Genomic DNA, 24,691 nt, shown 5'->3' on the forward strand with positions numbered 1-24,691 from the left:
GCCTGCTTTCGGGGTGGGTGGGGTTACGGGGTGCGGACGGCGCCGTGGCACGCCGCGGCGACGGCCGCGCGGTACTGCTCGGCGGTGCCCTGGGCCGCGCGCGCCCAGGTGAACCGCTCCAGCACGCGGGCGCGCCCGGCCGCGCCGAGGCGGGCGCGCAGGTCCGCGCCGCCGGGGCCGAGGAGCCGGCCGAGGGCGGCGGCCAGGGCTCCGGCGTCGCCGGGCGGGACGGCCAGGCAGGTCTCGCCGTCCGGTCCCGCGACCTCCGGGATGGCGCCGCCGGTCGTGGCGACCAGCGGGGTGCCGGTGGCCATGGCCTCGGCGGCCGGCAGGGAGAAGCCCTCGTAGAGGGAGGGCACGCAGGCGACCTGGGCGCCCCGCACGAGGTCGACGAGCTCGGCGTCGCTGATGCCCTTGACGAACCGGACGGCGCCTTCGAGGCCGTACTGCTCGACGGCCCGGGCGACGGGCCCCTCCTCCGCGCGCCGGCCGACGACGACGAGGTGCGCCTCGGGGACGTCCGCCCGGAGCTTGGCGAGGGCCTCGACGAGGAACACCAGCCCCTTGAGGGGGACGTCGGCGCTGGACGTGGTGACGATCCGGCCCGGCACCTCGGGGACGGACGGGTCCGGCTTCCAGAGGTCGGTGTCGGCGCCGATGTGCACGACGTGGACGCGGTCCGGGCGCACCCCGAGGTGGTCGACGATCTCCTGGCGGGAGGAGCCGGAGACGGTGAGGACGGACGGGAGGCGTCGGGCGACCCGCTTCTGCATGCGGGTGAAGGCGTACCAGCGGCGGACCGAGGCGCGGCGCTTCCAGTCCCGGGCGGCGTCCAGCTCCAGTTGCCGGTCGACGGTGATCGGGTGGTGGATGGTGGTGACGAGGGGCGCGCCGAGCGCCTTCGGGCCGCCGAGGAGGCCGTAGCCGAGGGTCTGGTTGTCGTGGACGACGTCGAAGTCGCCGCGGCGGGCGGCCAGGAGGCGGCGGGCGCGGAGGCTGAACGTGAGCGGTTCGGGGAAGCCGCCGGTCCACATGGTGGCGACTTCGAGCGCGTCGATCCAGTCGCGGTACTCATCGCGCCCGGGGGTGCGGAACGGGTCGGGCTGCCGGTAGAGGTCGAGGCTGGGCAGCGCGGTGAGGGTCGCGCTGCCGGGGGCGTCGGCGACGGGGTCGAGCACGGGGTACGGCTGGGCGCCGACCACCTCGACGTGGTGGCCGAGGTGCGCGAGCTCGCGGGCGAGGTGGCGTACGTAGACGCCCTGGCCGCCGCAGAACGGGTTGCCCTTGTAGGTGAGGAGGGCGATGCGCAGCGGGCGCTCGCCGGCCGTCGCCGGGCCCGTGCGGGGGCCTGCTTCCATGGCCTCAGCGGTCACTCGCGGCCCCCTTCGGCTGAACGTTTCGGCGGAGCGTAACCGGTGGCGCTAATCTGGAACAAGTTACAGAGTCGGGCGCTGGTGATCTCTCGCGGAGCATTGAATCTACCGGCAGGTAGCGCCGCTGTAAGGGCTGGATCAGGTGATTCCCGCCACGGCGCCGGGCGGCGTGATCACGCCGCCACGGGAACGGACAGCACGGACGGCACGACGCAGGATCGACGGGGGCTCCATGACAGCGGACAGCCGGACGGCGCCGCCCGGCGCCGCGGCGGCACCGGCGGCCGCACGCACGGAGCGGCAGGCCGCGCGGCGCCGCCGGATCCTCCAGGCCAGCGCCGGGCTCGCGGCGCGCGGCGGCTTCGACGCGGTGCAGATGCGGGAGGTCGCGGAGGAGGCGGGGGTGGCCCTGGGCACCCTGTACCGCTACTTCCCCTCCAAGGTGCACCTCCTGGTCGCCACGATGCAGGACCAGTTGGACGCCCTGCACGCGACGCTGCGCAAGCGGCCTCCGGGCGGCGCCGGCCCCGGCGAGCGGGTGAGCCGGACCCTCATGCGGGCCTTCCGCGCCCTCCAGCGGGAACCCCGGCTCGCGGAGGCGATGCTGCGGGCACTGACCTTCGCCGACCGCAGCGCGAGCACCGAGGTGGACACCGTGTCCCGGCGGACGACCGCGATCATCCTGGACGCGATGCGGGTGGAGCAGCCGACCGGGGAGCAGCTCGCGGCGGTGCGGGTGGTGGAGCACACCTGGTACGCGGCGCTGGTGGCCTGGCTCTCGGGACGTGCCTCCCTCGCCCAGGTCAGGGCGGACATCGAGACGGCCTGCCGCCTGCTGGACTGAGGCGCCGCCCGGCAAGGGCGACAGGGGGCAGGGCCGGCGAGGGCGCGGCGGGCGGCCCGGTCTCGGCGAGGGCACTGCGGGCGGCCCGGTCGGCGAGCGCACTGCGGACGGCCCGGTCAGCGAGCGCACTGCGGACGGCCCGGTCAGCGAGCGCACTGCGGACGGCCCGGTCAGCGAGCGCACTGCGGGCGTCCGAGGGAAGCAGCAGACGGCCGAGGAAGCAGCAGACGCCCTCCATCCTGCGTTCGGCGTCCGGCACCCGGCACCCGGCACCGGCACCCGGCACCCGGCACCCGGCACCCGGCACCCGGCACCCGGCACCCGGCACCCGAGGGGAGCGTCCGGCATCCGAGGAAGGCAGCGGGCGTCCGGGGGAAGCGTCCGGCCCCTCCCGACGCCGACCTGACCCGCGGGTAAAGTGAGCCCGTCGCTTCATGCCCGTACGGGGGGAAGCCGGTGCAAATCCGGCGCTGATCCCGCAACCGTGAACCACCGCCCGGTGGTGAGCCGGAATGCCTCGTCCGGGTCTGACCGGCTCGCGTCTCCGGGAACCGCCCGGGGACCGGCACCGTCGAGGAACTGCGGAGCCGAGCCTGGTGCCGCCGCGCGCCGGGGCCCGGCCCCCGGAGGAGAGGCACCCGCCATGACCACCGTCCGCCGCCGCCGCGCCGCCGCGGCGTTCGCCGCCGGCACCGTGCTCCTCACGGGCGCCGCCGGGGCGCTCGCGCCCGCCGCCCACGCGGCCCCGTCGCCTGCCGCCGCACCGCCCGGCACCGGGCTCTACGGCACCAAGGACCCGCAGTGGGACGGCGTCTTCCGCCAGTCGCTGGCCTTCCTGGCCCAGCAGGCGACGGGGGTCGAGCCCGCGGAGGAGGCCGTCGGCTGGCTGCTGGCGCAGCAGTGCGACAACGGCGGCTTCCCCTCGTACCGCGCCGACACCTCCGCGCCGTGCCCCGCCGACCAGCCGCTCGACAGCAACGCGACCGCCCTCGCCCTCCAGGCCCTGAAGGGCGTCGACAGCCACGGGGACGAGCCCGCCAAGGCCAGGGAGAAGGCCAAGGGCTGGCTGCGGGGCAACCAGAACAAGGACGGCGGCTGGGGCTTCAACCCCGGCTTCCCCAGCGACGCCAACTCCACCTCCCTCGCGATCGGCGCCCTCGCCTCGACCGGCGAGCGGCCCGGTGACGTGCTCTCCGCCGACGGCAAGAGCCCCTACGACGCGCTGCTCGCCTTCGCCGTGCCCTGCACCGCGGGCAAGGGCCCGGGGGCCTTCGCCTACCAGCCCGGCAAGGGCGGCGAGCTGGTGCCGAACGACGACGCGACGGCCGCCGCCGTTCTCGGCGGCCTCGGCAAGCACCTGCTGGCCAAGGGCATCGAGCCGGGGCAGCAGCCGAGCTGCGAGGACCCCGCCAAGCCGTCCGCCGAGCGGGCCGCCCGCAACGGCGCCGCGTACCTGGCCTCCGTCCTGGAGTCCAAGGGCCACATCCCGCTGCCGCCCGTGCCCGGCGCCACCGAGGCCCCCGCGGACCGGCCCGACCTGGGCAACACGGCGGACGCGGTCGTCGCGCTGTACGCCGCCGGGCACGGGGACAAGGCCGCCAAGGCGGTGGAGCTGCTGAAGAAGGACGGGCCCGCCTGGGCGAAGGAGGCAGGGCCCGCCGCCTACGCGCAGCTCGTGCTCGCCGCCCGCGCCGCCGGCGCCGACCCCCGCGACTTCGGCGGCACCGACCTCGTACGGGAGCTGAACGCGACCGGCCCGAAGCCCGCGTCCACGCCCGAGGAGCGGGCGCAGGAGAAGGCGGAGGCCGAGAAGAAGGCGCAGGAGGAGGAGGGCTACGGCGTCGGCTTCTGGCTGGTGATCGGGGCGTTCGCCCTCGCCGGCGTGGGCATCGGCTTCCTGCTGAGCGGGCGCGGCAAGAAGCGGTAGCAGCCAGTGAGCCGTATACGCCTCGCCGCCGCCTCCGCGGCGGTGCTCGCCGCATGCGCCGGGGGGACCCCGGCGCACGCCGCCGCCGCGTCCGCAGCGTCGGGCACCTCCGCCGCGACGGTCGCATCCGGCGCCTCCGCCTCACCGGCCGCGTCCGGCCGGTCCGGCGGATACCGGTACTGGTCGTTCTGGGAGGCCGGTGACGCCGGGACCTGGACATACGCCACGCAGGGCCCGGCCACGCTCAGGCCCGCCGACGGCGACGTCCACGGCTTCCGGTTCGCGGTGAGCGCCGACAGCCAGGACGCCCACCGCCCCCGGCGGGCACCCGACTTCGCCGCCGTCTGCGCGGACACGCCGGCGAAGGACGGCACCAAACGGGTCGGCCTGGTGCTCGACTTCGGCGTCCCCGCCGACGCGCCCGACGGCGAGGCGCCCCCGCCCCGCGGACCGCCTGCGCCCAGGTCCCGCCGGACGCCAGCAGCGCGGACGCGCTCGCCGCGGTCGCCCCTCCGCTGCGCTACGACAGCCAGGCGCTGCTGTGCGCCATCGCGGGCTACCCGCAGCGGGGATGCGGCGAGCAGGTCGCGGCCGCCCCGGCCCCCTCCCCCGCGGCGGACGAGCCCGCGGCGCCCGAGCCTGCGGCCCCGAGGCGGCGGACAGCGGCGGCGGCCCCTCCGTCGGCCTCGCCGCCGGACTCGCCGCCGTCCTCCTGCTGGGCGCCGCCGCCGTCGTGCGGGCCCGGCGACGCGGGCACCGGTGAGGCTGCGCGCGCCCGAGGCGCACCGCTCGAACGCCGTGCCCGCGGGCGCCTGGTGGCTGTGGGCGCTGGGGCTCGCCGTCGCCGCGTCCCGCACCACGAACCCGCTGCTGCTGGGTCTGCTGGTCGGCGTGGCCGGGTACGTCGTGGCGGCCCGCCATGTGCCCGGTGCCCCGTGGGCCCGCTCGTACGGCATGTTCGTGAGGCTGGGCCTGTTCGTCGTGGCGCTCCGGGTGGTGTTCTCGGTCGTGCTCGGCTCCCCGATCCCGGGCACGCACGTCCTGGTCACCCTGCCCGAGGTGCCGCTGCCCGCATGGGCGCAGGGGCTGCGCCTCGGCGGCCGGGTGACGGCCGAGCAGATCGTGTTCGCGCTGTACGACGGGGCGAAGCTCGCCGCGCTGCTGATCTGCGTGGGTGCGGCGAACGCGCTGGCCAACCCGGCGCGGCTGCTGAAGTCCCTGCCGGGCGCGCTGTACGAGGCGGGCGTCGCCGTCGTCGTGGCCATGACGTTCGCGCCGAGCATGGTCGCGGACGTGGCGCGGCTGCGGACGGCGCGGCGGCTGCGGGGGCGCCCGACGAGCGGGGTGAAGGCGGTGCTCCAGATCGGACTGCCGGTTCTGGAGGGGGCGTTGGAGCGGTCGGTGGCGCTGGCCGCGTCGATGGACGCGCGCGGGTACGGCCGGACCGCCGCGGTGCCCGCGCGGGTGCGGACGCTGACGAACGTCCTGACGCTCGGCGGACTGCTGGGCATCTGCGCCGGGGCGTACGGGCTGGTCGCGGTGGAGGGCGCCGGGTACGGGCTGCCGCTGGTGGCGGCCGGCCTCGCCGCGGCGGTGGCGGGGCTGCGGCTGGGCGGCCGCCGCTCGGTGCGCACCCGCTACCGGCCCGACCGGTGGGGGCCGCGCGCCTGGCTGGTCGCGGGGTCGGGGCCGCCGTCGCGGGGCTGGTGGTCTGGGCGGCGACCGGCCCGGCGGCGGAGGCGCTGCGTCCGGGGGTGGCGCCGCTGGTGGCGCCGGAGCTGCCGGTGTGGCCGGCGCTGTCGGTACTGGTGGGCCTGGTGCCCGCGTTCGTGGCCCCCGTGCCGGGGGAAGTGAAGGAGCCTGTGCGGTGATCCGCTTCGAGGACGTGTCGGTGACGTACGCGGACGCCGCCGCACCGGCGCTGGAGCACGTGGACCTGACCGTGCCGGAGGGCGAGCTGGTGCTGCTGGTCGGCCCGTCGGGGGTCGGCAAGTCGACGCTGCTGCAGGCCGTGTCGGGGCTGGTGCCGCACTTCACGGGAGGCACGCTGCGGGGAAGGGTGACGGTGGGCGGGCGGGACACGCGCACTCACCGACCGCGTGAACTGGCCGATCTGGTGGGCACGGTGGGGCAGGACCCGCTGGCGCACTTCGTGACGGACGTGGTGGAGGACGAGCTCGCGTACGGCATGGAGTCGCTGGGGCTGCCCGCCGCCGTGATGCGCCGGCGGGTCGAGGAGACCCTCGACCTGCTGGGCCTGGCGGAGCTGCGGGACCGGCCCATCGCGACGCTGTCCGGCGGGCAGCGGCAGCGGGTGGCGATCGGGTCCGTGCTGGCGGCGCACCCGAAGGTGCTGGTGCTGGACGAGCCGACGTCGGCGCTGGACCCGGGCGCGGCGGAGGAGGTCCTGGCGGTGCTGCAGCGGCTGGTGCACGACCTGGGCACGACGGTGCTGATGGCGGAGCACCGGCTGGAGCGGGTCGTGCAGTACGCGGACCGGGTGGCGCTGCTGGAGCGGCGCGGGGCTCCGGTCGTGGTGGGCCCGCCCGCCGAGGTCATGCGCGTGTCCCCTGTGTACCCGCCGGTGGTGGGGCTGTCCCGGGTGGCGGGATGGACGCCGCCGGCGCTCACGGTCCGCGACGCGCGGCGCCGGGCGGAGCCGCTGCGGCAGCGGCTGGCCGCCGCGGCTCCGGTGCCGGTCCGGCCGCAGGGCGGCGCGGCGGTGCCGCAGGGCGGGGCCGACGGGCCGACACCGGCACGGTCGGTGCAGGCACGGTGGGCGCGGGCGCTGAGGTCACGGTCGGCGCGGGCGCGGGCGCTGAGGTCACGGTCGCGGAGGGCGTGGTCGCCGCGGGGCGGAAAGCCGAGGACCGGCCCCGCGAGGACCGGCCCGGCGAGGACCGGCCCGGTGGGCGGCGGGCGCGCGCCTGGTGGCCGTTCGCGCGGCGGGAGGCGCCGCAGGCCGCGCACGACGGCCTGGCCCTGGTCGAGGGGCTCGCCGTGCGGCGGGGCCGGGTGGAGGCGCTGCGGCGGGTGGACCTGGCCGTGGGCCCGGGCGAGGCGGTCGCGCTGATGGGGCGCAACGGCGCGGGCAAGTCCACGCTGCTCGGCGCGCTCGCCGGCATGGTGGAGCCGGCCGCCGGCCGGGTCGCCGCGGGCGGCCGCACCCCGCACCGCACGCAGCCGCGGGAGCTGGTCCGCGAGGTCGGGCTGGTCCCGCAGGAGCCGCGCGACCTGCTGTACGCGGACACGGTGGCCGCCGAGTGCGCCGGGGCGGACGCCGACGCGGGCGCCGGGGCCGGGACGTGCCGGGCGCTGGTGGCCGATCTGCTGCCGGGGGTGCCGGACGGCACGCATCCGCGCGACCTGTCGGAGGGGCAGCGCCTCGCGCTGGCCCTCGCGGTCGTGCTGACGGGGCGGCCCCGGCTGCTGCTGCTCGACGAACCGACCCGCGGCCTGGACTACGCGGCGAAGGCGCGGCTGGTCGCGGTGCTCAGGGGGCTCGCCGCGCGCGGCCACGGCATCCTGATGGCCACGCACGACGTGGAGCTGGCGGCGGAGCTGGCGCACCGGGTGGTGATCCTCGCGGACGGCGAGGTGGTCGCCGACGGGCCGACGCACGAGGTCGTGGTGTCGTCCCCGGCGTTCGCCCCGCAGGTCGGCAAGGTGCTGGCGCCGCAGCCGTGGCTGACCGTCGCCCAGGTCGAGGCGGCGCTCGCGGCGGCGGGTGCGGTCCGATGAGCGCGCGGCCGGTACGGCTCGGGCCCCGGTCGGTGGCGGCTCTGGTGCTGGTGGGCGCCATCGGGGTGGTGGCGTTCGGCTGGCCGCTGCTGGCGGACCCGGAGGTGGCGCGGGCGCACGCGTCGCACGCGCAGGACGCCCCGTGGCTGCTGGCGCTGCTGCTGCCGCTGCTGGTCGCGGTGGTGGTGGCGACCCTGTCGGACGGCGGCGTGGACGCGAAGGCCGTCGCGATGCTGGGGGTGCTGGCCGCGGTCGGCGCGGCTCTGCGGCCGCTGGGCGCGGGCACGGCGGGCCTGGAGCCCATGTTCTTCCTGATGCTGCTGAGCGGCCGGGTCCTGGGCCCAGGTTTCGGGTTCGTCCTCGGGGCGGTGACGATCTTCGCGTCCGCGCTGCTGACGGGCGGGGTGGGGCCGTGGATGCCGTTCCAGATGCTGTCGATGGGCTGGTTCGCGATGGGGGCGGGGCTGCTGCCCGGCGCGGACCGGCTGCGGGGCCGGGGCGAGCTGCTGATGCTGGCCGGATACGGGGCGGTGGCGGCGTTCGCGTACGGGACGGTCATGAACCTGTACGGCTGGGTCACGCTGCAGGGCACGGCGAGCGGGATCGCGTTCCAGCCGGGCGAGCCGCTCGGGGAGAACCTGGTGCGCTTCGCGGCGTACTGCCTGGCGACCTCCATGGGGTGGGACGCGGGCCGGGCGGTGCTGACGGTGGTGCTGACGCTGACCATCGGATCGACGGCGCTGAAGGCCCTGAGGCGGGCCACCAGGCGGGCCGCTTTCGAGGCCCAGGTCACATTCGAAGGCCCGGAAAAGCCGCTTTAGGGCCCGTTCGGGGTGAGGCGCCCCACGCGACCCACGTCACATACGAAGGCCGGTAGGAGGCGGTGGGCGGGGGCCGGGTCGCCCGTGGCGACCTGCACTGCTGCGCCGTCGCGCCGCGGTGCCGGAAGGGGTGTTCTCCGGTCCCGCCTCGTACTGGGGGGGCTTTGCATCGGGCCTGCGGGCCTGGTTCATTGGTGATGTCGCCGGGCGCCGACGGCACGCCGAAGGGTTCACCGAGGCGAGACCACAGCGCTCCTGGCAGCCGCTCCCGAGAGATCCGGGTGACCCCGGGCCCTGGTTCCGGCATGCCTGCGACACCCCTGTCCCCGACGTGAGGTTCTCCTACGTGTTCCGCTCCATCGCCAGCCGTCTCACCGCCCGCAACAAGTCCGCCATCGCCGCAGCGACCGTGCTGCTCGGCGCCTCGGGCGCGGTGATGGGCATGACGGCCCCGGCCTCGGCCGCCCCGACCGACGCTCAGGCGATCGCCAAGAAGATGGTCCCCGCCGGCCAGTACACGTGCTTCAGCAAGATCATCGAGCGCGAGTCGGGCTGGGACCACACCGCGACCAACGCGTCCTCCGGCGCGTACGGCCTGGTGCAGGCCCTGCCCGCGTCGAAGATGGCGTCGGCCGGCTCCGACTGGAAGACCAACCCGGCCACCCAGATCGAGTGGGGCCTGGACTACATGAACGACCGCTACGGCAGCCCCTGCGGCGCCTGGAAGTTCTGGCAGGCCAACCACTGGTACTGAGCCGACAGGCCATGAGCCCAAGGGCCCGGTGAGTGCACCCGCACTCACCGGGCCCTTCCCGTGCGCCGCGGCAGGTGCCGCCCGCGGCGCGGACCGCGGGACCGCAGGGCGCCGGCCGCGTCCGCGCCGCCGGGTCCGCCTGCCACCGGCCCTCCGGGCGGACGCCGCCGTGACGTCGCCCCCTAGAGCCGCTGCAGGATCGTCGCGGTGGCGAGCGCGCCGGCTGCGCCCATGGTGACGAGCGCCACGTCCCCGTCGCGGCGCTCCAGTTCGTGCAGCGCGGTGGTGAGGAGGCGGGCGCCCGCCGCGCCGCCCGGGTGGCCGAGGGCGAGGGCGCCGCCGTTGACGTTCACCCGGTCGAGCCCCTCGTCCTGGCCGAGGGCCAGCGCCCAGCTGAGGACCACCGCCCCGAAGGTCTCGTCCACCTCGATCAGGTCGAGGTCCCGTACGGACATGCCGGCCTTGCCGAGGACCGCCCGGGTGGCGTCGACGGGCCCGTCGAGCGGCTGGCGGGGGTCGGTGCCCACCGCCGCCTGGGCGACGATCCGGGCGCGCGGCCGCAGCCCGAGGGCGCGGGCCATGCGCCGGGACGCCCACAGGAGCGCGGCGGCCCCGTCAGCCGCCGGGGCGCGCGTGCCGGTGGTGTGGACGGCGTCCGGCATGAGCGGGGTGAGCTCGGCGAGGGCCTCCGTCGCGGGACCCGCGCCGACGCCCTCGTCCCGGTCGACGGGCCGCCACAGCTCGTGGTCACCCGCGGGGACCTGCACGGGGAAGGTCTCCCGTTTGAAGCGCTCCTCCGCCCACGCGGTGGCGGCGCGCTGCCGGGAGCGCAGCGCGTAGGCGTCGGTGTGGCCGCGGCTCAGCCCCCGGCGGCGGGCCAGCCGCTCGGCGGCCCGCACGGGGTGCGGGAGGTCGACGTGCCACTCGTCGGGCAGGGGCCTGCCGGGGGCGCTGCGGCTGTCGCTCCCGGGCGGCACCCGGGAGGCCGACTCGGCGCCGCAGCTGACGCCGACGTCGACGGCTCCCGCGGAGATCATGTTGGCCACCATGTGGGCGGCCTGCTGCGAGGAGCCGCCCTGGCAGTCGACGGTGGTCGCGGCCGTCTCGTACGGCAGCCCCGCGGCGAGCCAGGCGGTGCGGGCGGGGTTCGCGGCCTGCTCGCCGGCCTGGGTGACCGTGCCGCCCACGACCTGCTCGACGCAGTCGGCGGGGATGCCCGCGCGGTCGAGGAGCTCCCGGCAGGTGGCGGCGAGCAGCTGGGCCGGGTGGAGGGCGGCGAGCGCGCCGCCGCGCAGGCCCACGGGGGTGCGCACGGCTTCGACGATCACGGGTTCCGCGGCCATGGGCGGGTCCTCTCCTCGCACCCGCGGGCGTCCCGGCCCGGGCGGGCGCGCGTGTGGGTCGACCGGACTGGTACGCGCTCTCGCTAAGTTACCGTCCAGTCTGCGGACGGCTACCGCCGGTACGCAAGGGGGCGGTGAGACCCCGCGGCGGCCGCGCGGCGCCGCGGCGCCGGTCCTCCGGGGCGCGTACCAGCGAAAACACCGACAGCCGGAGCGCGGGGTCGACTACGTTGCTGACCATGACTCAGAAGCACGATGACCCGCAGGACCTGTGGACCGCCGTCGACACCTACGTCTCCGGGCTGCTCGCCCCGGAGGACGAGGCGCTGACCGGGGCGCTCGCGGCGAGCGACGCGGCCGGGCTGCCGCAGATCGCCGTGGCGGCGAACCAGGGCAAGCTGCTCCACCTGCTGGTCCGCATGACCGGGGCCCGCCGCATCCTGGAGATCGGCACGCTCGGCGGCTACAGCACCATCTGGCTGGCCCGCGCCCTGCCGGAGGACGGCCGGCTGGTCTCGCTGGAGTACGACGCGCGCCACGCCGACGTGGCCCGCGGCAACCTCGCGCGGGCCGGGCTCGACAAGGTCGCTGAGGTCAGGACGGGGGCGGCGCTCGACACGCTGCCGCGGCTGGCGGAGGAGGGCGCCGGCCCCTTCGACCTGTTCTTCATCGACGCCGACAAGAAGAACAACCCGCGCTATGTGGAGTGGGCCCTGAGGCTGGCCCGGCCGGGCAGCGTCGTCGTGGTCGACAACGTGGTGCGGGGCGGCGCCGTCCTCGACGCGGACGGCGACGAGGCCGTGCGCGGCACGCGCGAGCTGTTCGACCTGGTCGCGCGCGAGCCCCGGCTGGACGCGACGGCGGTGCAGACGGTCGGGGCCAAGGGCCACGACGGGCTGCTGGTGGCCCGGGTGGTGTCCTGAGGTGACCGCGCACTGGGACATACGTCCCGAGCCGTACGACACGCCCGACGCGACGGAGCTGCGCCGCGACTACTACGGGGAGGTGGCCGGCCGGTACTGGGGCCGGCCCGCGACCCGGGCGGAGATCGACGAGGGGCTGGCGGACGACGGCGTCGAGGCCCTGGCCCCGCCGACCGGGCGGTTCGTCGTCGGCCGCAGCGACGGCGCCCCGGCCGCGTGCGGCGGCGTCCTGCTCCTGGACGCGGAGCGCGCGGAGCTGACCCGGGTGTTCGTGCGGCCGGCCTTCCGCGGCACGGGCGGCGCGGCGCTGCTGGTGGCGGCGCTGGAGCGGGAGGCCCGGCGGCTCGGCGCCCGGCGGGCCGTCCTCAACACCCGCCTCGACCTCGTGGAGGCGCGGGCGCTGTACGCGCGGCACGGATACGGGGAGATCCCGCCGTTCGGCGACGACCCGTACGCCCAGGTCTGGCTCGGCAAGACGCTGGACTGACACCCCCGGCCCCCGGCCCCCGGCACCCGTCCCTCATCCCCGGACCTTGGGAACGGGAACGGCCGGTCGGGGGCCGCGACGTGCCCGGCGGCGGGGCTTCCGCGAAGCGCTCACGCAGGTACGGGCCGACCGGGTCGCGGCGGTCCGCCGCGACCGCCCCGGAGCGGACGGCCCCGCCGCGGGTTCACGGGCGGTGGTCCACCGCGACAGCCCCGCCGCGAGGGTCACGGGCGATGGTCCACCGCGACAGCCCCCAGAGGGCGGACCCGCCCCGGGATCACAGGCGGTGGTCCGGGGGCGGCTCCTGACCGGGCCGCTCCCGGACCGAGCCGTTCAGCTCCGCGGTCAGCTCCTCGACGAGCTGGATCAGGTCCGTCGGCCGGTCGGGGCCCCACCAGTCGCCGAGCAGCTCCGCCAGCGACTCCTCCCGGGCCCTGGCCAGCAGGGTCGCCGCCTCCACTCCCCGGTCGGTCAGCATCAGGTCCAGGCCCTCCCTGCGGGCCAGGCCGCGCTCCTCCACCTGCCGGGACGCCTCGATGACGATCCGCAGCGGCACCGGCGTGGTCTCGGCGAGCCGCGCCGGCTCGACGGTGCCGTGCCGGCGGATCCGCAGCAGCAGCCAGCTCGCCGCCGGCGCCAGATCGAGCCCGGCCCGGGCGGTGATCTTCTCGTACACCGCCTTGCGCCCCTCGCGCGAGCCCAGCACCGACAGGGCGCGGGCGCACTCGTCGTACGACGAGCGCTCCACCGGGTTGGAGGCGTACGTCTCGCTCGGGTCGGGCGCGGTGACGGAGGCCCGCAGCCGGTCCTCCTTCAGGAGGAACGAGAGGGCGAAGGCCAGCACGACCACGGGCGACGCGTAGAGGAAGACGTCCGTGATGGAGGTGGAGTACGCGGTGAGCGCGGCCGCCCGGAGCCCGGCGGGCAGCAGCCCGATGGCGCGCGGGTCCGCGGCGATGGCCTGCGCGTCCGCGTCCGGCGGCACCTCCTGGCCGGCGAGGGCGGCGGCGAGTTCGCCGGTGAGGCGGTTGGTGAAGAGGGTCCCGAAGACGGCGACGCCGAAGGCCGCGCCGATGGAGCGGAAGAAGGTCACCCCGGAGGTGGCCACGCCGAGGTCCGCGTACCCGACGGAGTTCTGCGCGACCAGGATGAGGACCTGCATGACCAGGCCGAGTCCCGCACCGAAGACGAAGAAGTAGGCGCTGACCTCCCACACGCCGCTGTCCCGCTCCATCAGGTGCAGGAGCAGCAGGCCGACGGTGGTCAGGGCGGTGCCGGCGACGGGGAACACCTTCCACCGGCCGGTGCGGCTGACGATCTGCCCGGAGGCGGTCGACGTCAGGAGGATGCCGGCCACCATGGGCAGCAGGTGCACACCGGACAGGGTGGGGCTGACGCCCTGGACGACCTGGAGGAACGTCGGCAGGTAGGTCATCGCGCCGAACATGGCGAAGCCGATGACGAAGCTGATGGCGGAGACCAGGCTGAAGGTGCGGTTCCGGAACAGGTTCAGCGGCAGCACGGGCTCCGCGGCGCGCCCTTCCACGACGACGAAGACCGCGAGGAGGACGGCGCCGAGGACGGCCAGACCGATGACGGGGACGGACGCCCACGGCCAGGTGGTGCCGCCGAGGGACGCCACGAGGACCAGGCAGGTGGCGACGGACGCGATGAGGAACGTGCCGAGGTAGTCGATGGTGTGGCGGGTGCCGCGGCCCGGCAGGTGCAGCACCGCGGCGATCACGAACAGCGCGACGATGCCGACGGGCAGGTTGATGTAGAACACCCAGCGCCAGGACAGGTGGTCGGTGAAGAGTCCGCCGAGGAGCGGGCCCAGGACACTGGTCGCACCGAACACCGCCCCGAAGAGCCCCTGGTAGCGACCGCGGTCGCGGGGGGACACCAGATCGCCCACGATCGCCATCGACAGCACCATGAGGCCGCCGCCGCCCAGGCCCTGGACCGCGCGGTACGCGATGAGCTGGGGCATGTCCTGTGCGACGCCGCACAGGGCGGAGCCGGCGAGGAAGATGACGATGGCGGTCTGGAACAGCTTCTTGCGGCCGTACTGGTCGCCCAGCTTGCCCCACAGGGGGGTCGCGGCCGTGGAGGCCAGCAGGTAGGCGGTCACCACCCACGACAGGTGCTCCATGCCGCCCAGCTCGCTGACGATGGTGGGCAGGGCGGTCGAGACGATGGTCTGGTCGAGTGCGGCGAGCAGCATGCCGAGGAGCAGCGCCCCGATGGCGAGCATCAGCGCGCGGCGGCTCGGCGCCTCGCCGGGGGCGGGTGTGGTGGCCGGATCCCTCACGGGCCGCGACATGGGCGCCTCCCTCGCTGTTTCCCGAACCCATCGTGGAGGTTTCGGCCGGTTATGGCCTGTTGAGTGAGGCGTCGGGTGTTGGGCAGGTCACGTCGGCCCTGCATAATCGCTGCCAGTTTCCGGGGGCGGAACACCGGCGAACAGCAGCAGGACCTCAAGGGGAGGGACCCACACGTGGCCGAAAAGGTCTGTCCTGAGTGCGGCATGCCCGCGCCTCCGCAGGGCGCGGGCTGTGCGTGCACCGGGGCGGCGGCGTGGGCCGGCCCGCCGGCCGGCAGGGTCTTCGATCCCTTGCGGATACGCCCGTACGTGAACCTCCAGGACATGGGGCCCGCCCCGGGCGGCGCTCCCGGGCCGGAGGACGCCCACGTGGCGCAGGGCGCGGCGCCGGTGCAGGGCGGCGCCTGGAGCCGGGAAGGCGAGCCCCTCGGAGACGGCACCTGGAGCCGGGACGGGACGCCCGTCGGAGACGCCGCCCGGGGGCCCGGCGGTGCACCCGCCGGAGACGCCGCCCCGCAGACGCAGGGCCAGGTGGTGCAGGGCGCGGGGTCGGCGCCGTCGGCGCCTGCCCCGCACACCGCCCCGCACACCGCCCCGCACACCGCCGCGGCTCCCGCGGCGGGCACGGCCGGGCGGACACCGCGGCGGAGGGCCCGCACGGATCCGGGCCCGGGCCGCTGCCGCCGAGGCGCCCGGGGAGCCGCTGCCGCCCGAGGCGCTCACCGAGCCGCTGCCGCGGGTGCCGCCCGCGCCACCGGTGGCCGCGTACGCGCCCTCGCCTTCCCCGTACGGGGACCCGGCCGCGGCGGCGTACGACGACGGCGGCACCGTGCCGCTCCGCGTCGCGGAGTGGGACGGCGGCCCCGGGGCGGGGCCGGACGTCACTCCGGGGCCCCGCCGGTCGCGGCGGCGCGACGACGTGCGCCGCCGCCCCTCGGCGGGCCGGCGCGGACCGGTCGCCGCCGCGGGCGTCGCGGCGGTCCTGGCGGTGATCGGCACGGCCGCCTTCGTGAGCGGTGTGTTCGACGCGGACGACGGCACCGCCGACCGGGTGGCGCCCGTGCCCAGCCTGAGTGTGGACCAGTGGCCGGTCGACGGCTCCGGCGCGCCCTCCGCCGAGCCCTCCGCGGAGGACGGCGGGCCCGACGGATCGGCGTCGCCGTCGCCCTCGGCAGCGTCCTCCCCGCGCAGACCGCCGCGTCAGGGCCGGCCTCCGCTTCGGCGTCCGCCCGTGAAGCCGCTCCCGTGCCGGCGCCCGCCGGGCAGCCGGATGCGGCACCCGCGCGCCCCGAGCCGTCGCGGGAGACCTCGGACGCGCCCGGACAGCAGACGCCTACCGCCGAGGGGCCCACCCTGCGCCTGGGTGACCGGGGCCAGGAGGTGTCGGAGCTCAAGCACCGGCTGCGGCAGGCCGGGGCGTACGACGGTCCCATGCACGACCGGTACGACCGGGACGTGGAGCGCGCCGTCGCCGCGTACCAGCAGCGCGAGGGGGTCACGGGGGACCCGAGCGGGGTGTACGGACCGGCCACGCGCGCGGCGTTGGAGGGGGAAACGGCCGCGCGGGGCTGACGGGCGCCGCAGCGATTGGCGCGAACCCCTCCTCGTTTTGTATATTGCAGAAACAAAGTGGAGCCCGCCCGTACTCCCTGACCGGCGGGCGGGCCCGCTTCGTCCTTCTTCGCGCCCTCTTCGTACGCTTCTCACGCTCCTCACCGCCCCGAAGACCGCTGGAGACCTCCCCATGACGGCAGCCGCTGCCACGCCCGCCCCCGCCACCCTGACCGCGGGGGCCCTGCTCCTCGACATGGACGGCACGCTCGTCAACTCGGACGCCGTGGTGGAGCGCGTGTGGCGCCGCTGGGCGGCGCGGCACGGGTTGGACCCGGACGAGGCGCTGAAGGTGGTGCACGGCCGCCAGGGCTACGCCACGATGGCCGTCCTGCTGCCCGGCCGGCCCATGGAGGAGAACCACGCCGAGAACCGCGAACTGCTCGCGGAGGAGACCGCCGACGTCGACGGCGTCGTGGCCGTGCCCGGCGCCCCGGCGTTCCTGGCGGCGCTCGCCTCGCTCCCGCACGCCCTGGTGACCTCGGCCGACGCGGCGCTCGCGGCCGCCCGGATGGGCGCGGCGGGGCTGCCGATGCCCGCCGTGCGGGTGACCGCCGAATGCGTCGGCGCCAGCAAGCCCGACCCGGAGGGCTTCCTGAAGGGCGCGGCGGAGCTGGGCTTCGCCCCGGAGGACTGCGTGGTGTTCGAGGACTCCGAGGCCGGCATCGCGGCCGGCCGGGCCGCCGGGATGCGCGTGGTCGGCGTCGGCCCGCGCGCCGCGGCCTTCGCCCCGGACGTCCACGTCCCGGACCTCACGCGGATACGGGTGGAGGCGGCGCCCGACGGGACGGTCCGCCTCCGCACCGCGCCGTGACGGCGGCCCGCCCGGGCACCGGCCCGTGACGGCGGCCCGCCTCAGCCCGCCAGCGCCTCGTACAGGCTGAACCCGGCCAGCGTCAGCATCAGCCCGGCCGCCACCTTGGTGATGATCCGCAGCGGCACGTACTTCATCAGCGTCCGCCCGCCGAGGATGCCGATGCCCGCGACCGCCCACAGGGCGAGGACCGCGCCGAGGCCCACCGACAGCGGGTCGTCGTAGCGTGCCGCGAGGTTCGCGGTCATGATCTGCGTCAGGTCGCCGAACTCGGCGACGAGGATCAGCATGAAGCCGGCTCCGGACACCTTCCAGAAGGACTGGTCGGCCGGGGCCTTGAGCTGCTCCTCGTCCCCGTCGTCCTTCTTCAGCAGCAGCACGGCCGCGCCCGCGAGGAACAGCACGCCCACGAGGGCCTGCACCAGGCGGTGCGGGAGCAGGGTGAGCACGCTGCCGGCGGCGACGGCCAGCGCGACGTGCACGGCGAAGGCCGCGGCGACCCCCGCGAACACGTAGGAGGCGCGGTAGCGGGTGCCCAGCATCAGGCCGGCGAGGGCGGTCTTGTCGGGGAGTTCGGCGAGGAAGACGACACCGAAGGTGATCGCCGTAATCGTCAGGCTGAGCACGGGAGGGGTTCCCCAATCGGTCGGCGGCTCCGCCGCACCGGGGTTCCACCGCCAGGGGAGGGTGGCGTCGCTCCGGCACGGCAGGGCCATGAAGGCATGACTCTGCTGGTGCCGAAGGTCTCGCTGGCGGCAACCCGTCACGGGCTGCGCCTCCGGGCGCCGGCCGGGCACAGGGCCCAGCAGTATGTCGACGGTCCGGCGAAGAGCTACTCCCCTTCTGCGCCCACCAGGGTACGCGACGCCGCCGCGCGGCCCGCACGCGGCCAGGCCGCCGCCCCGACCCGCTCCCGCGGCCCCCAGCCACCGCCCTCGCCCCGCCGCTGCCGATCACAGCCGCCACCCTTGACCCGCTCCTGCCGGCCGCAGGCCGCCACGCCGACCGACTCCCGCCGGCCTCAGGCCGCCGCGCCGACCCGCTCCCGCGGCCCCCAGCCACCGCCCTCGACCCGCCCCTGCCGATCACAGCCGCCACCCTTGACCCGCTCCTGCCGGCCGCAGGCCGCCACGCCGACCGACTCCCGCCGGCCTCAGGCCGCCGCGCCGACCCGCTCCCGCGGCCCCCAGCCACCGCCCTCGCCCCGCCGCTGCCGGCCGCAGGCCGCCGCGCCGACCGACTCCCGCCGGTCTCAGGCCGCGCGCCGGCCGGCTCCTGCCGGTGCAGCCTGCCCCGCGCCACCAGCTCCAGGACCACGGCCACCGCGACCGCCTGCACCGCCATGAGGCCGACCAGCACGAACAGCTGCACCGCGCCCGCCTGCCAGGGCGACGCCCCGCCCAGCAGCATGCCCACGAACGCCCCCGGCAGCGTGACGAGCCCCACGGTCCTGGTCTGGTCGAGGCCCGGGAGCAGCGCGTCCGCCGCCGCCTGCCGCGCCACTTCCAGCCGCGCGTCGCGCGCGGGGAGCCCCAGGGCGAGGCCCGCCTCCACTTCACCGTGCCGGGAGGTGAGCTCGTCGAGGGCGCGGCGCCCGGCGAGGACGGTGGCGGTGAGGGCGCCGCCGACGAGGATGCCCGTCACCGGCACGAGGGTGATGCCCCGCGGTGGCACGAGCCCGGTCAGCAGCAGCGCGACCACCACGGGTCCCACGCCCGCGGCGATGGGCGCAGCCGCCCACCACCAGGTCCGGTTGCCGGTGACGCGGCGCCCGGCCGTGCGGACGGCCACGCCGTACATGAGCAGCAGGAAGAGCAGCAGCAGCGGTACGGCTCCGACGACCCAGGCGATGACCAGGGACACGGCGGCGAGTTGGAGGGCGGCGCGCAGCCCGGCGAGGACGACCTCGCGTGGCGGGCGCAGCCGGGCGACCGCGCAGACGGCGGCGGCGACGGCCAGCAGGACGGCCAGGACGGCACCGAAGGCGGGATCGACCGGCAGCAGCACGCCCTCACCCTAGGCGCACCGGCGCGGAGGGCCGCCGAGGCGGCCGCCGACCGGGCCCGCGCCGCCCGGACGGCCGGAAGGGCGGGCGAGCGCGGGGGCAGCCGGTCGGTGTCGGCGGCGGGCCGGACGCACCGGTGGCGGAGGCGGATCGGACGGCCGGTCCCGGAGCGGGCCGAGCGCTCAGCGCCGGGTGCGGGCCGGTCGGCCGGAGGCGGGGACGGGATCGGCGGACTGCTCGGTCGGGAGGGGCCGGGGCGGCAGCGGCCCCGGCCCGCCCGCCGTGCCGGTCAGTACTTCCAGTGGGGGCGGTCGGGGTCGGTGGAGAGGTACCGGCAGTGGGTGGTGCGCCCGTTGGCGGCGACGGTGGACCGGCCGACGTCGGCCTTGCGGCAGTACTGGCCGGCCTTGTAGCAGTTGCCTGCGTTGGACAGGATCGGGCCGCATTCGGTGCTGCCGGAGCCGCCGGCGGACAGGGGCGCCGGGTCGGCGCTGCGGGTGGACTCGGGGGCGGGAGCGGGCGGGGGCAGCGGCGCTCCGGCGCAGTCATGCCCGTCCGCGGCGACGAGGAAGGCCACGTCGAAGTCGGCGTTGAGCCCGTCGGTGTCGAGGAGTTGACGGCAGACCTTCTCCCCGCTGCCGTACCGGGACGCCTCCTTGCCCGGGGAGGCCACGGTGGCACCGGAGCGGGCCAGGTAGACGGCGTGGTCCAGGCCGCGCTGTTCGGCTGCCGCGACGGCCTCGCCGACGGACCTGCCGGTGTAGGAGGGCAGCGACGGGGGCGCCTCGGCGGGTTCGGCACTGGCGGTGGACTCGGGGAGGCGGAGGCGGGGGCGGCGGTCGGTTCCGCCGCGGCCACCGAGGGGGGCCCGCGAGTCAGCTCCCCACCGCCACAAAGCCGCCCACCCCCGTCACCCCCCGCCGCACCCCCGCCCTCAGCACCTCCCACTCCCCCACCCGCCGCATCCGGCTCGCCCCCACCACCCGCTTCGCCGCCGCCCTGTCCGGCCTTGCCGCCCTCCCGGCCCCGTCCCGCGCAACGCGCATGGTGACCCTCCCGGTCCCCTCCCTCGCCTTCCGACCCACCCACCCCCATTCCTGGCAGGCACACGACAGACATCTTGATGTGACGTGTCCATGTCGCCACTCTGTTGCCTGGCGCCCATCCCCACGCAACCTCGCGCCACCACGATGGCCGGGCCCGCCCGCCGGGGCGGCGCGGTCGACACCCCCACACCCGCAGGGAGTTACGCATGTCCCGTGTCTACGCGCGTCACACACTGCGCCGCATCGCGGTGCTCGCCTCCACCGCCGCCCTCTCCGTGGCCGGCCTGCTCGCCACCGCACCGCCGGCGCAGGCGGCCCCGCCCACCCCTGTCAGCGCCTCCACGGCCCGCTCGTACCTCAGTCAGCTCACCGTCAAGGCGGAGGGCTCCACCTCCGGCTACAGCCGCGACCTGTTCCCGCACTGGATCACCCAGTACGGCCAGTGCAACACCCGCGAGGTCGTGCTGGACCGCGACGGCTCCGGCGTCGTCCTGGACGGCTACTGCCGCGCCGTCAGCGGCAGCTGGTACTCGCCCTACGACGGCGCCACCTGGCACGCCGCCTCCGACGTCGACATCGACCACGTCGTCCCGCTCGCCGAGGCATGGCGCTCCGGGGCGGCCTCCTGGACGACGACGGAGCGCCGCGCGTTCGCCAACGACCTCGCCCGCCCGCAGCTGATCGCCGTCACCGACAACGTCAACCAGGCCAAGGGCGACAAGGACCCGGGCGACTGGATGCCGCCCCGGACCGCGTACCACTGCACCTACGCCCGCATGTGGGTGCACGTGAAGTACCACTGGGACCTGTCCGTGGACTCCGCGGAGAAAAGCGCGCTCCAGTCGGTACTGAACGGCTGCTGACACTCCGTCACCGTCCGTCCCGGGCGGCCGGTTTCCACCCCGGGAACCGGCCCTCCCCCGCGGCGGTCCGTACCGTACGGGTCCCGTACGGTACGGGCGGACGACGGAGGGACGACACACGTGGGTGCCGAACTGCGGCTCGGGCCGCTGCTGAGATACGTCGAGTGGCCGCACGGCACCCGGGCGACGGTCTGGGTGGAGACCGGCCGCCCCTGCACCGCCGAGGTGCGCTGCGCGGACGGGGCGGGCGGCCGGACCAGGACGTTCCAGATCGCCGGACACCACTACGCCCTCGTGCCGGTCACGGGTCTGACGCCCGGCACGAGCACCCCGTACGACGTCCTCCTGGACGGCCGCCGGGTGTGGCCGCCGGCCGGTTCTCCCTTCCCGCCGAGCACGATCACCACCCCCGGGCCCGGCACCGCGGGCCCGCGGCTGACGTTCGGCTCCTGCCGGTGGGCCGCGACGGGCGCCGAGGGCCGCACGCCCGCCGGACCCGACGCGCTCGGCGCGCTCGCCGCCCGGCTGGCCGCCGACCCCGGTGCCGAGCGGCCCGACGCGCTGCTCCTGCTGGGCGACCAGGTGTACGCGGACAAGCCGTCCAAGGCCACCCGGCGGTGGCTGGCCGCCCGGCGCGACCTGAGCGACCCGCCCGGCGCCCAGGTGGGGGACTACGAGGAGTACAGCCGCCTCTACGACGAGTCGTGGGGCGACCCGGAGGTGCGCTGGCTGCTGTCCACCGTGCCGTCTCTGATGATGTTCGACGACCACGACCTGATCGACGACTGGAACACCAGTGCGGCCTGGCTCGACGGCATGCGGGCCGCGCCGTGGTGGCGCGAGCGGCTGCTGAGCGGACTGATGTCGTACTGGGTCCACCAGCACCTGGGGAACCTCACCCCCGCCGAGCTGGCCGCCGACCCTCTCTACGCGGCGGTGCGCGCGACCCCTGACGGCACGGAGGCGCTGCGCGGGTTCGCCGCCGAGGCGGACGCGGATCCGGCGCGGGCCCGGTGGAGCTACCGGCGGGACTTCGGCCGGACGCGGCTGGTGATGGTCGACAGCCGGGCGGGCCGGGTGCTGGACGAGGAGAAGCGGGCGGTGCTCGGCGCGCAGGACGTGCGGTGGCTGGAGGAGCAGCTCCTGAGCGGCCGGGCGGACTGCGACCACCTGCTGGTCGGCAGTTCGCTGCCGTGGCTGCTGCCGCCGCTGGTGCACGACGCCGAGCGGTGGAGCGCCGCGCTGTGCGGGGGTGTGCGCGGGGCGCGCTGGGCCCGGCGCGGGGAGACGCTGCGGCAGGCGTCGGACCTGGAGCACTGGGCGGCGTTCCCGGCGTCGTTCGACTGGCTGACCGGCCTCCTGGCGGAGGCGGCGGCGGGCGGGGACGCCCCGGCGACGGTGGCCGTGCTGTCCGGTGACGTCCACCACGCGTACGTGGCGGAGCCGGAGCGGCTCCCGGGGGCGACCGCCGCGCAGGTGGTGCAGCTGACCTGCTCGCCCATGCACCAGCGCATCCCGTACGCGCTGAGGCTGGGATTCCGGTTCGGCTGGAGCCGCGCCGGCCGGACCCTCGGGCGGGCGCTGGCCCGGCACGGGCGCACGGGGCCGTCCTCGGTGGCCTGGCGGCGCACGGGCGGGCCGTGGTTCGGCAACCAGTTGATGACGCTGACCCTGCGAGGCCGGGAGGCGCGCCTGCGCCTCGAACAGGCGCGCGGCGGCGGCGTGCTGACCTCCGTGCACGAGCGCGCCCTGACCAGCGCCTCGGCCGCCGCGGGGCCGCCGGGCGGAGCGGACGACGAAGCGGCCGCGGCCTCCGCGACGGGAACGGCAGCGGACCTGGCCGCGCGCCCCCGGGAAGGGCGGCCGAGGACGCGCCCGCAGGACCCCCGGGGAGCCCGTACGAGGAGGCGCCCTCGGGCACGCCCAGGAGATCGGTCAGTGACGCGGCCGCGGGGCCCCGGGGGAGTGCGGGCCGGGGCGCGGCGGGCCGTCCGGCCGCCGACACGGCCGAATGTTGAACTTGCAACTACCAGTGAGGCTTGCCTAACGTGGGGGTGTCATCGGTGCCGTCCCCAGCCGAAGGAGCCCCCACATGTCCGCTGTCCGCACGCGCCTGACGCAGTTCCAGCCCTACGCGCTGGGCGTCTTCCGGATCGTCGTCGGCCTGCTGTTCCTGTCGCACGGGGCGCAGAAGCTCCTCGGCGCGCTCGGCGGCGTCGACGGCGCCGGCGCCTCGGTCCCGTCCGGCACCTGGCCGTTCTGGTACGCGGGGGTGATCGAACTGGTCGGCGGCGCGCTGGTGCTGCTGGGCCTCGGCACCCGCAGCGCGGCGTTCGTCGCCTCCGGCGCGATGGCGTACGCCTACTTCGACGTGCACCAGGCGCAGGGCCTGTTCCCCGTGCAGAACGGCGGTGAGGCCGCGGCCCTCTTCAGCTGGGCGATGCTGCTGCTGGTCTTCACCGGCCCGGGCGCGCTGGCCCTGGAGGCGCTCTTCGCCTCCCGTGCGCCGCAGGGCTCGCGCGGCGAGGCAGCAGCCGCCCTCTGACCCGCCGCCCGCACGGCCGCGCCCGCTCCCGGCCGCGTCCCGCTCCGCACCGCCCCCGACCCCGCCGGTCCGGCCACCGGCGGCCGGCACCGCAACCGGCCGGCCGGGGCCCGCCGCAGGGCCCCGCCCCACGGTCGCGCCGTACGCCCGCCCACGCAGCCCGCCGTACGCCCGCCCACGCAGCCCGCCGTGCGCCCGTCCACGCAGCCCCGCCGTGCCATCCATCCACGCGGCCCCGCCACGCGGTCCGTCCGTGCAGCCCCGCCGCGCAATCCATTCACGCAGCCCCGCCGCGCGGTCCGTTCATACGGCCCCGGAGGCGACCTCGCGCCCTGCCTGCCTCATGGCGGCGTCACGAGGCGTACGCTGTTCGGCGTTCTCAGGGGTGCAGCCGGGGTGAGCGGGAGTCAAGAGTGCTGGAGAGCGTGGGGTGGCTGGCCGCGAGCCCCTGGGTGTACGCCGCCGTGGTCGTCTCCGTCCTGCTGGACGTGTTCCTGCCCGTACTGCCCAGTGGCGTCCTGGTCATCACGGCCGCGACCGCGGCGACCGCCGCGACCGCCGCGGCCACGCCCGGTGAGGTCTCCCTGCTGGTCCTCGCGCTGTGCGCCGCCTCCGCGTCGGTCGCGGGGGACCTGGTCGCCTACCGGCTGGCGTGGCGCGGCGGGGCCCGCCTGGACCGGGCCATCGCCCGGTCGCGGCGGCTGACGACGGCGCAGGAACGTCTCGGCACGGCGCTGGGGCGGGGCGGCGGCGCCCTGGTGGTCATCGCGCGGTTCGCCCCGGCAGGCCGCTCCGTGGTGTCGCTGGGCGCCGGCGCGGCGCGCCGCAGGGCCCGCGAGTTCGTGCCGTGGTCCGTCCTGGCAGGCGTCGCGTGGGCGTCGTACAGCGTGGGGCTCGGCTACTTCGGCGGCCAGTGGCTCGGCGCCACGTGGATCAGCGCGGGCGTGTCGGTGGTGGCGCTGTTCCTGGCGGGCAGCGTGGCGGCGTACGTCCTGCGCCGCCCGCCCTCCGGCCCGGCGCCGTCCCCGCCTCGTAGGGCGAGCCGCCCGGGCGGGCGTACGGGTGCGGACAGCGCCGCGGGCCCCGGGGCCGTACGGCCCCCGGACCAGGACTTTGACGCGGGGCCGCCGCGAGGCTGCGGGCCCCCGGGGGAGGTACCGCAGCGGGCGCCACCGGCGGATCCCGCAGGCAGGCGCTGCGGGCCCGCGTGCCTGCACAGCGGGCGCCACCGACGACCCCCACGGCCAGGCGCGCCCGGTGCGGGCCGCCGA

Annotated in this window: 16 protein-coding genes, 6 pseudogenes and 1 riboswitch; of the genes and pseudogenes, 16 read left to right on the forward strand and 6 right to left on the reverse strand. The window is 76.7% G+C overall.

Features of this window, described 5'->3' with window-relative positions; genetic code table 11:
* Window positions 1-23: 23 nt before the first annotated feature.
* On the reverse strand, window positions 24-1,373 hold the full coding sequence (locus L6E17_RS10580; protein WP_236240531.1) for a glycosyltransferase family 4 protein: 1,350 nt from the start codon (window positions 1,371-1,373) through the stop codon (window positions 24-26).
* 232 nt (window positions 1,374-1,605) lie between these two features.
* Here L6E17_RS10580 and L6E17_RS10585 point away from each other — a divergent pair, with 232 nt between their 5' ends.
* The 8 genes and pseudogenes from L6E17_RS10585 (at window position 1,606) to L6E17_RS10610 (ending at window position 9,460) form a co-directional block, all read left to right on the forward strand.
* Window positions 1,606-2,217, forward strand: coding sequence for a TetR family transcriptional regulator (locus L6E17_RS10585; protein WP_236240532.1), 612 nt, complete (start codon window positions 1,606-1,608; stop codon window positions 2,215-2,217).
* A gap of 447 nt (window positions 2,218-2,664) precedes the next feature.
* A riboswitch (cobalamin riboswitch) is annotated at window positions 2,665-2,734 on the forward strand.
* A 126-nt stretch (window positions 2,735-2,860) separates the two neighbouring features.
* Entirely contained in the window at window positions 2,861-4,144 is a 1,284-nt protein-coding gene (locus L6E17_RS10590) for a prenyltransferase/squalene oxidase repeat-containing protein (protein WP_236240533.1), read from the forward strand.
* Window positions 4,145-4,186: 42 nt separating this feature from the next.
* A pseudogene (locus L6E17_RS30920) lies at window positions 4,187-4,528 on the forward strand (SCO2322 family protein); the annotation flags it as partial.
* 187 nt (window positions 4,529-4,715) lie between these two features.
* A complete protein-coding gene (locus tag L6E17_RS30455; RefSeq protein WP_268985095.1) occupies window positions 4,716-4,907 on the forward strand; it encodes a GPS-CTERM domain-containing protein in 192 nt (63 codons plus the stop codon).
* Window positions 4,904-6,015 (forward strand): annotated as a pseudogene (locus L6E17_RS10595) (energy-coupling factor transporter transmembrane protein EcfT). The gene L6E17_RS30455 and the pseudogene L6E17_RS10595 overlap by 4 nt, the downstream one beginning before the upstream one ends.
* Window positions 6,012-7,885: pseudogene (locus tag L6E17_RS10600) on the forward strand (ABC transporter ATP-binding protein). The pseudogenes L6E17_RS10595 and L6E17_RS10600 overlap by 4 nt, the downstream one beginning before the upstream one ends.
* Window positions 7,882-8,706 (forward strand): ECF transporter S component, encoded by an 825-nt coding sequence (locus tag L6E17_RS10605; RefSeq protein ID WP_236240534.1) that lies wholly within the window; start codon window positions 7,882-7,884, stop codon window positions 8,704-8,706. The pseudogene L6E17_RS10600 and the gene L6E17_RS10605 overlap by 4 nt, the downstream one beginning before the upstream one ends.
* Window positions 8,707-9,052: 346 nt before the next feature.
* The gene (locus L6E17_RS10610) at window positions 9,053-9,460 is read left to right on the forward strand and encodes a transglycosylase SLT domain-containing protein (protein ID WP_236240877.1); all 408 of its coding nucleotides are present in this window, start codon (window positions 9,053-9,055) and stop codon (window positions 9,458-9,460) included.
* Between the two features lie 182 nt (window positions 9,461-9,642).
* On the opposite strand, the gene L6E17_RS10615 is transcribed toward L6E17_RS10610, so the two are convergent.
* Entirely contained in the window at window positions 9,643-10,803 is a 1,161-nt protein-coding gene (locus L6E17_RS10615) for a steroid 3-ketoacyl-CoA thiolase (protein ID WP_236240535.1), read from the reverse strand.
* 239 nt (window positions 10,804-11,042) lie between these two features.
* Here L6E17_RS10615 and L6E17_RS10620 point away from each other — a divergent pair, with 239 nt between their 5' ends.
* Both L6E17_RS10620 and L6E17_RS10625 read left to right on the forward strand, forming a co-directional pair.
* Complete coding sequence (locus L6E17_RS10620) at window positions 11,043-11,726, forward strand: O-methyltransferase (RefSeq protein WP_236240536.1); 684 nt, start codon at window positions 11,043-11,045, stop codon at window positions 11,724-11,726.
* Window position 11,727: 1 nt separating this feature from the next.
* Window positions 11,728-12,213, forward strand: a complete 486-nt coding sequence (locus L6E17_RS10625) for a GNAT family N-acetyltransferase (RefSeq protein WP_236240537.1) — start codon at window positions 11,728-11,730, stop codon at window positions 12,211-12,213.
* A 277-nt stretch (window positions 12,214-12,490) separates the two neighbouring features.
* Here L6E17_RS10625 and L6E17_RS10630 read toward each other — a convergent pair whose 3' ends face one another.
* On the reverse strand, window positions 12,491-14,536 hold the full coding sequence (locus L6E17_RS10630; RefSeq protein WP_236240538.1) for an MFS transporter: 2,046 nt from the start codon (window positions 14,534-14,536) through the stop codon (window positions 12,491-12,493).
* A gap of 1,245 nt (window positions 14,537-15,781) precedes the next feature.
* On the opposite strand from L6E17_RS10630, the gene L6E17_RS30925 reads away from it, so the two are divergent.
* The gene (locus L6E17_RS30925; RefSeq protein WP_236240539.1) at window positions 15,782-16,108 is read left to right on the forward strand and encodes a peptidoglycan-binding protein; all 327 of its coding nucleotides are present in this window, start codon (window positions 15,782-15,784) and stop codon (window positions 16,106-16,108) included.
* Window positions 16,109-16,280: 172 nt separating this feature from the next.
* Window positions 16,281-16,961 carry an HAD-IA family hydrolase gene (locus L6E17_RS10640; RefSeq protein WP_236240540.1) on the forward strand — a complete coding sequence of 227 codons (681 nt, stop codon included), beginning with the start codon at window positions 16,281-16,283 and terminating at the stop codon, window positions 16,959-16,961.
* A 41-nt stretch (window positions 16,962-17,002) separates the two neighbouring features.
* Here L6E17_RS10640 and L6E17_RS10645 read toward each other — a convergent pair whose 3' ends face one another.
* The 3 genes and pseudogenes from L6E17_RS10645 to L6E17_RS10655 form a co-directional block, all read right to left on the reverse strand.
* A complete protein-coding gene (locus L6E17_RS10645) occupies window positions 17,003-17,587 on the reverse strand; it encodes a TMEM165/GDT1 family protein (RefSeq protein ID WP_236240541.1) in 585 nt (194 codons plus the stop codon).
* Between the two features lie 640 nt (window positions 17,588-18,227).
* A pseudogene (locus tag L6E17_RS10650) lies at window positions 18,228-18,968 on the reverse strand (ABC transporter permease); the annotation flags it as partial.
* Between the two features lie 287 nt (window positions 18,969-19,255).
* Window positions 19,256-19,861: a hypothetical protein gene (locus L6E17_RS10655; RefSeq protein ID WP_268985053.1), complete on the reverse strand. Its 606-nt coding sequence runs from the start codon at window positions 19,859-19,861 to the stop codon at window positions 19,256-19,258.
* A 357-nt stretch (window positions 19,862-20,218) separates the two neighbouring features.
* Between L6E17_RS10655 and L6E17_RS10660 the strand changes: the two genes are divergently transcribed.
* The 4 genes and pseudogenes from L6E17_RS10660 to L6E17_RS10675 form a co-directional block, all read left to right on the forward strand.
* Window positions 20,219-20,875, forward strand: a complete 657-nt coding sequence (locus L6E17_RS10660; protein ID WP_236240542.1) for an HNH endonuclease family protein — start codon at window positions 20,219-20,221, stop codon at window positions 20,873-20,875.
* A gap of 120 nt (window positions 20,876-20,995) precedes the next feature.
* A pseudogene (locus L6E17_RS10665) lies at window positions 20,996-22,633 on the forward strand (alkaline phosphatase D family protein); the annotation flags it as partial.
* Between the two features lie 334 nt (window positions 22,634-22,967).
* Complete coding sequence (locus L6E17_RS10670) at window positions 22,968-23,420, forward strand: DoxX family protein (protein WP_236240543.1); 453 nt, start codon at window positions 22,968-22,970, stop codon at window positions 23,418-23,420.
* A 413-nt stretch (window positions 23,421-23,833) separates the two neighbouring features.
* Window positions 23,834-24,427, forward strand: a pseudogene (locus tag L6E17_RS10675) (DedA family protein); the annotation flags it as partial.
* Window positions 24,428-24,691 lie beyond the last annotated feature (264 nt).

It is taken from the genome of Streptomyces sp. CC228A (assembly GCF_021390935.1).
Taxonomy (GTDB): Bacteria; Actinomycetota; Actinomycetes; order Streptomycetales; family Streptomycetaceae; genus Streptomyces.

Bases quoted from the DNA above. Each gene is read 5' to 3' on its own strand.
- L6E17_RS10660 (WP_236240542.1), top strand. From the start codon at position 20,219: ATGTCCCGTGTCTACGCGCGTCACACACTGCGCCGCATCGCGGTGCTC.
- L6E17_RS10640 (WP_236240540.1), top strand. From the start codon at position 16,281: ATGACGGCAGCCGCTGCCACGCCCGCCCCCGCCACCCTGACCGCGGGG.
- L6E17_RS10590 (WP_236240533.1), top strand. From the start codon at position 2,861: ATGACCACCGTCCGCCGCCGCCGCGCCGCCGCGGCGTTCGCCGCCGGC.
- L6E17_RS10615 (WP_236240535.1), bottom strand. From the start codon at position 10,803: ATGGCCGCGGAACCCGTGATCGTCGAAGCCGTGCGCACCCCCGTGGGC.
- L6E17_RS10605 (WP_236240534.1), top strand. From the start codon at position 7,882: ATGAGCGCGCGGCCGGTACGGCTCGGGCCCCGGTCGGTGGCGGCTCTG.
- L6E17_RS10585 (WP_236240532.1), top strand. From the start codon at position 1,606: ATGACAGCGGACAGCCGGACGGCGCCGCCCGGCGCCGCGGCGGCACCG.
- L6E17_RS10630 (WP_236240538.1), bottom strand. From the start codon at position 14,536: ATGTCGCGGCCCGTGAGGGATCCGGCCACCACACCCGCCCCCGGCGAG.
- L6E17_RS10620 (WP_236240536.1), top strand. From the start codon at position 11,043: ATGACTCAGAAGCACGATGACCCGCAGGACCTGTGGACCGCCGTCGAC.
- L6E17_RS30455 (WP_268985095.1), top strand. From the start codon at position 4,716: ATGCGGCGAGCAGGTCGCGGCCGCCCCGGCCCCCTCCCCCGCGGCGGA.
- L6E17_RS10670 (WP_236240543.1), top strand. From the start codon at position 22,968: ATGTCCGCTGTCCGCACGCGCCTGACGCAGTTCCAGCCCTACGCGCTG.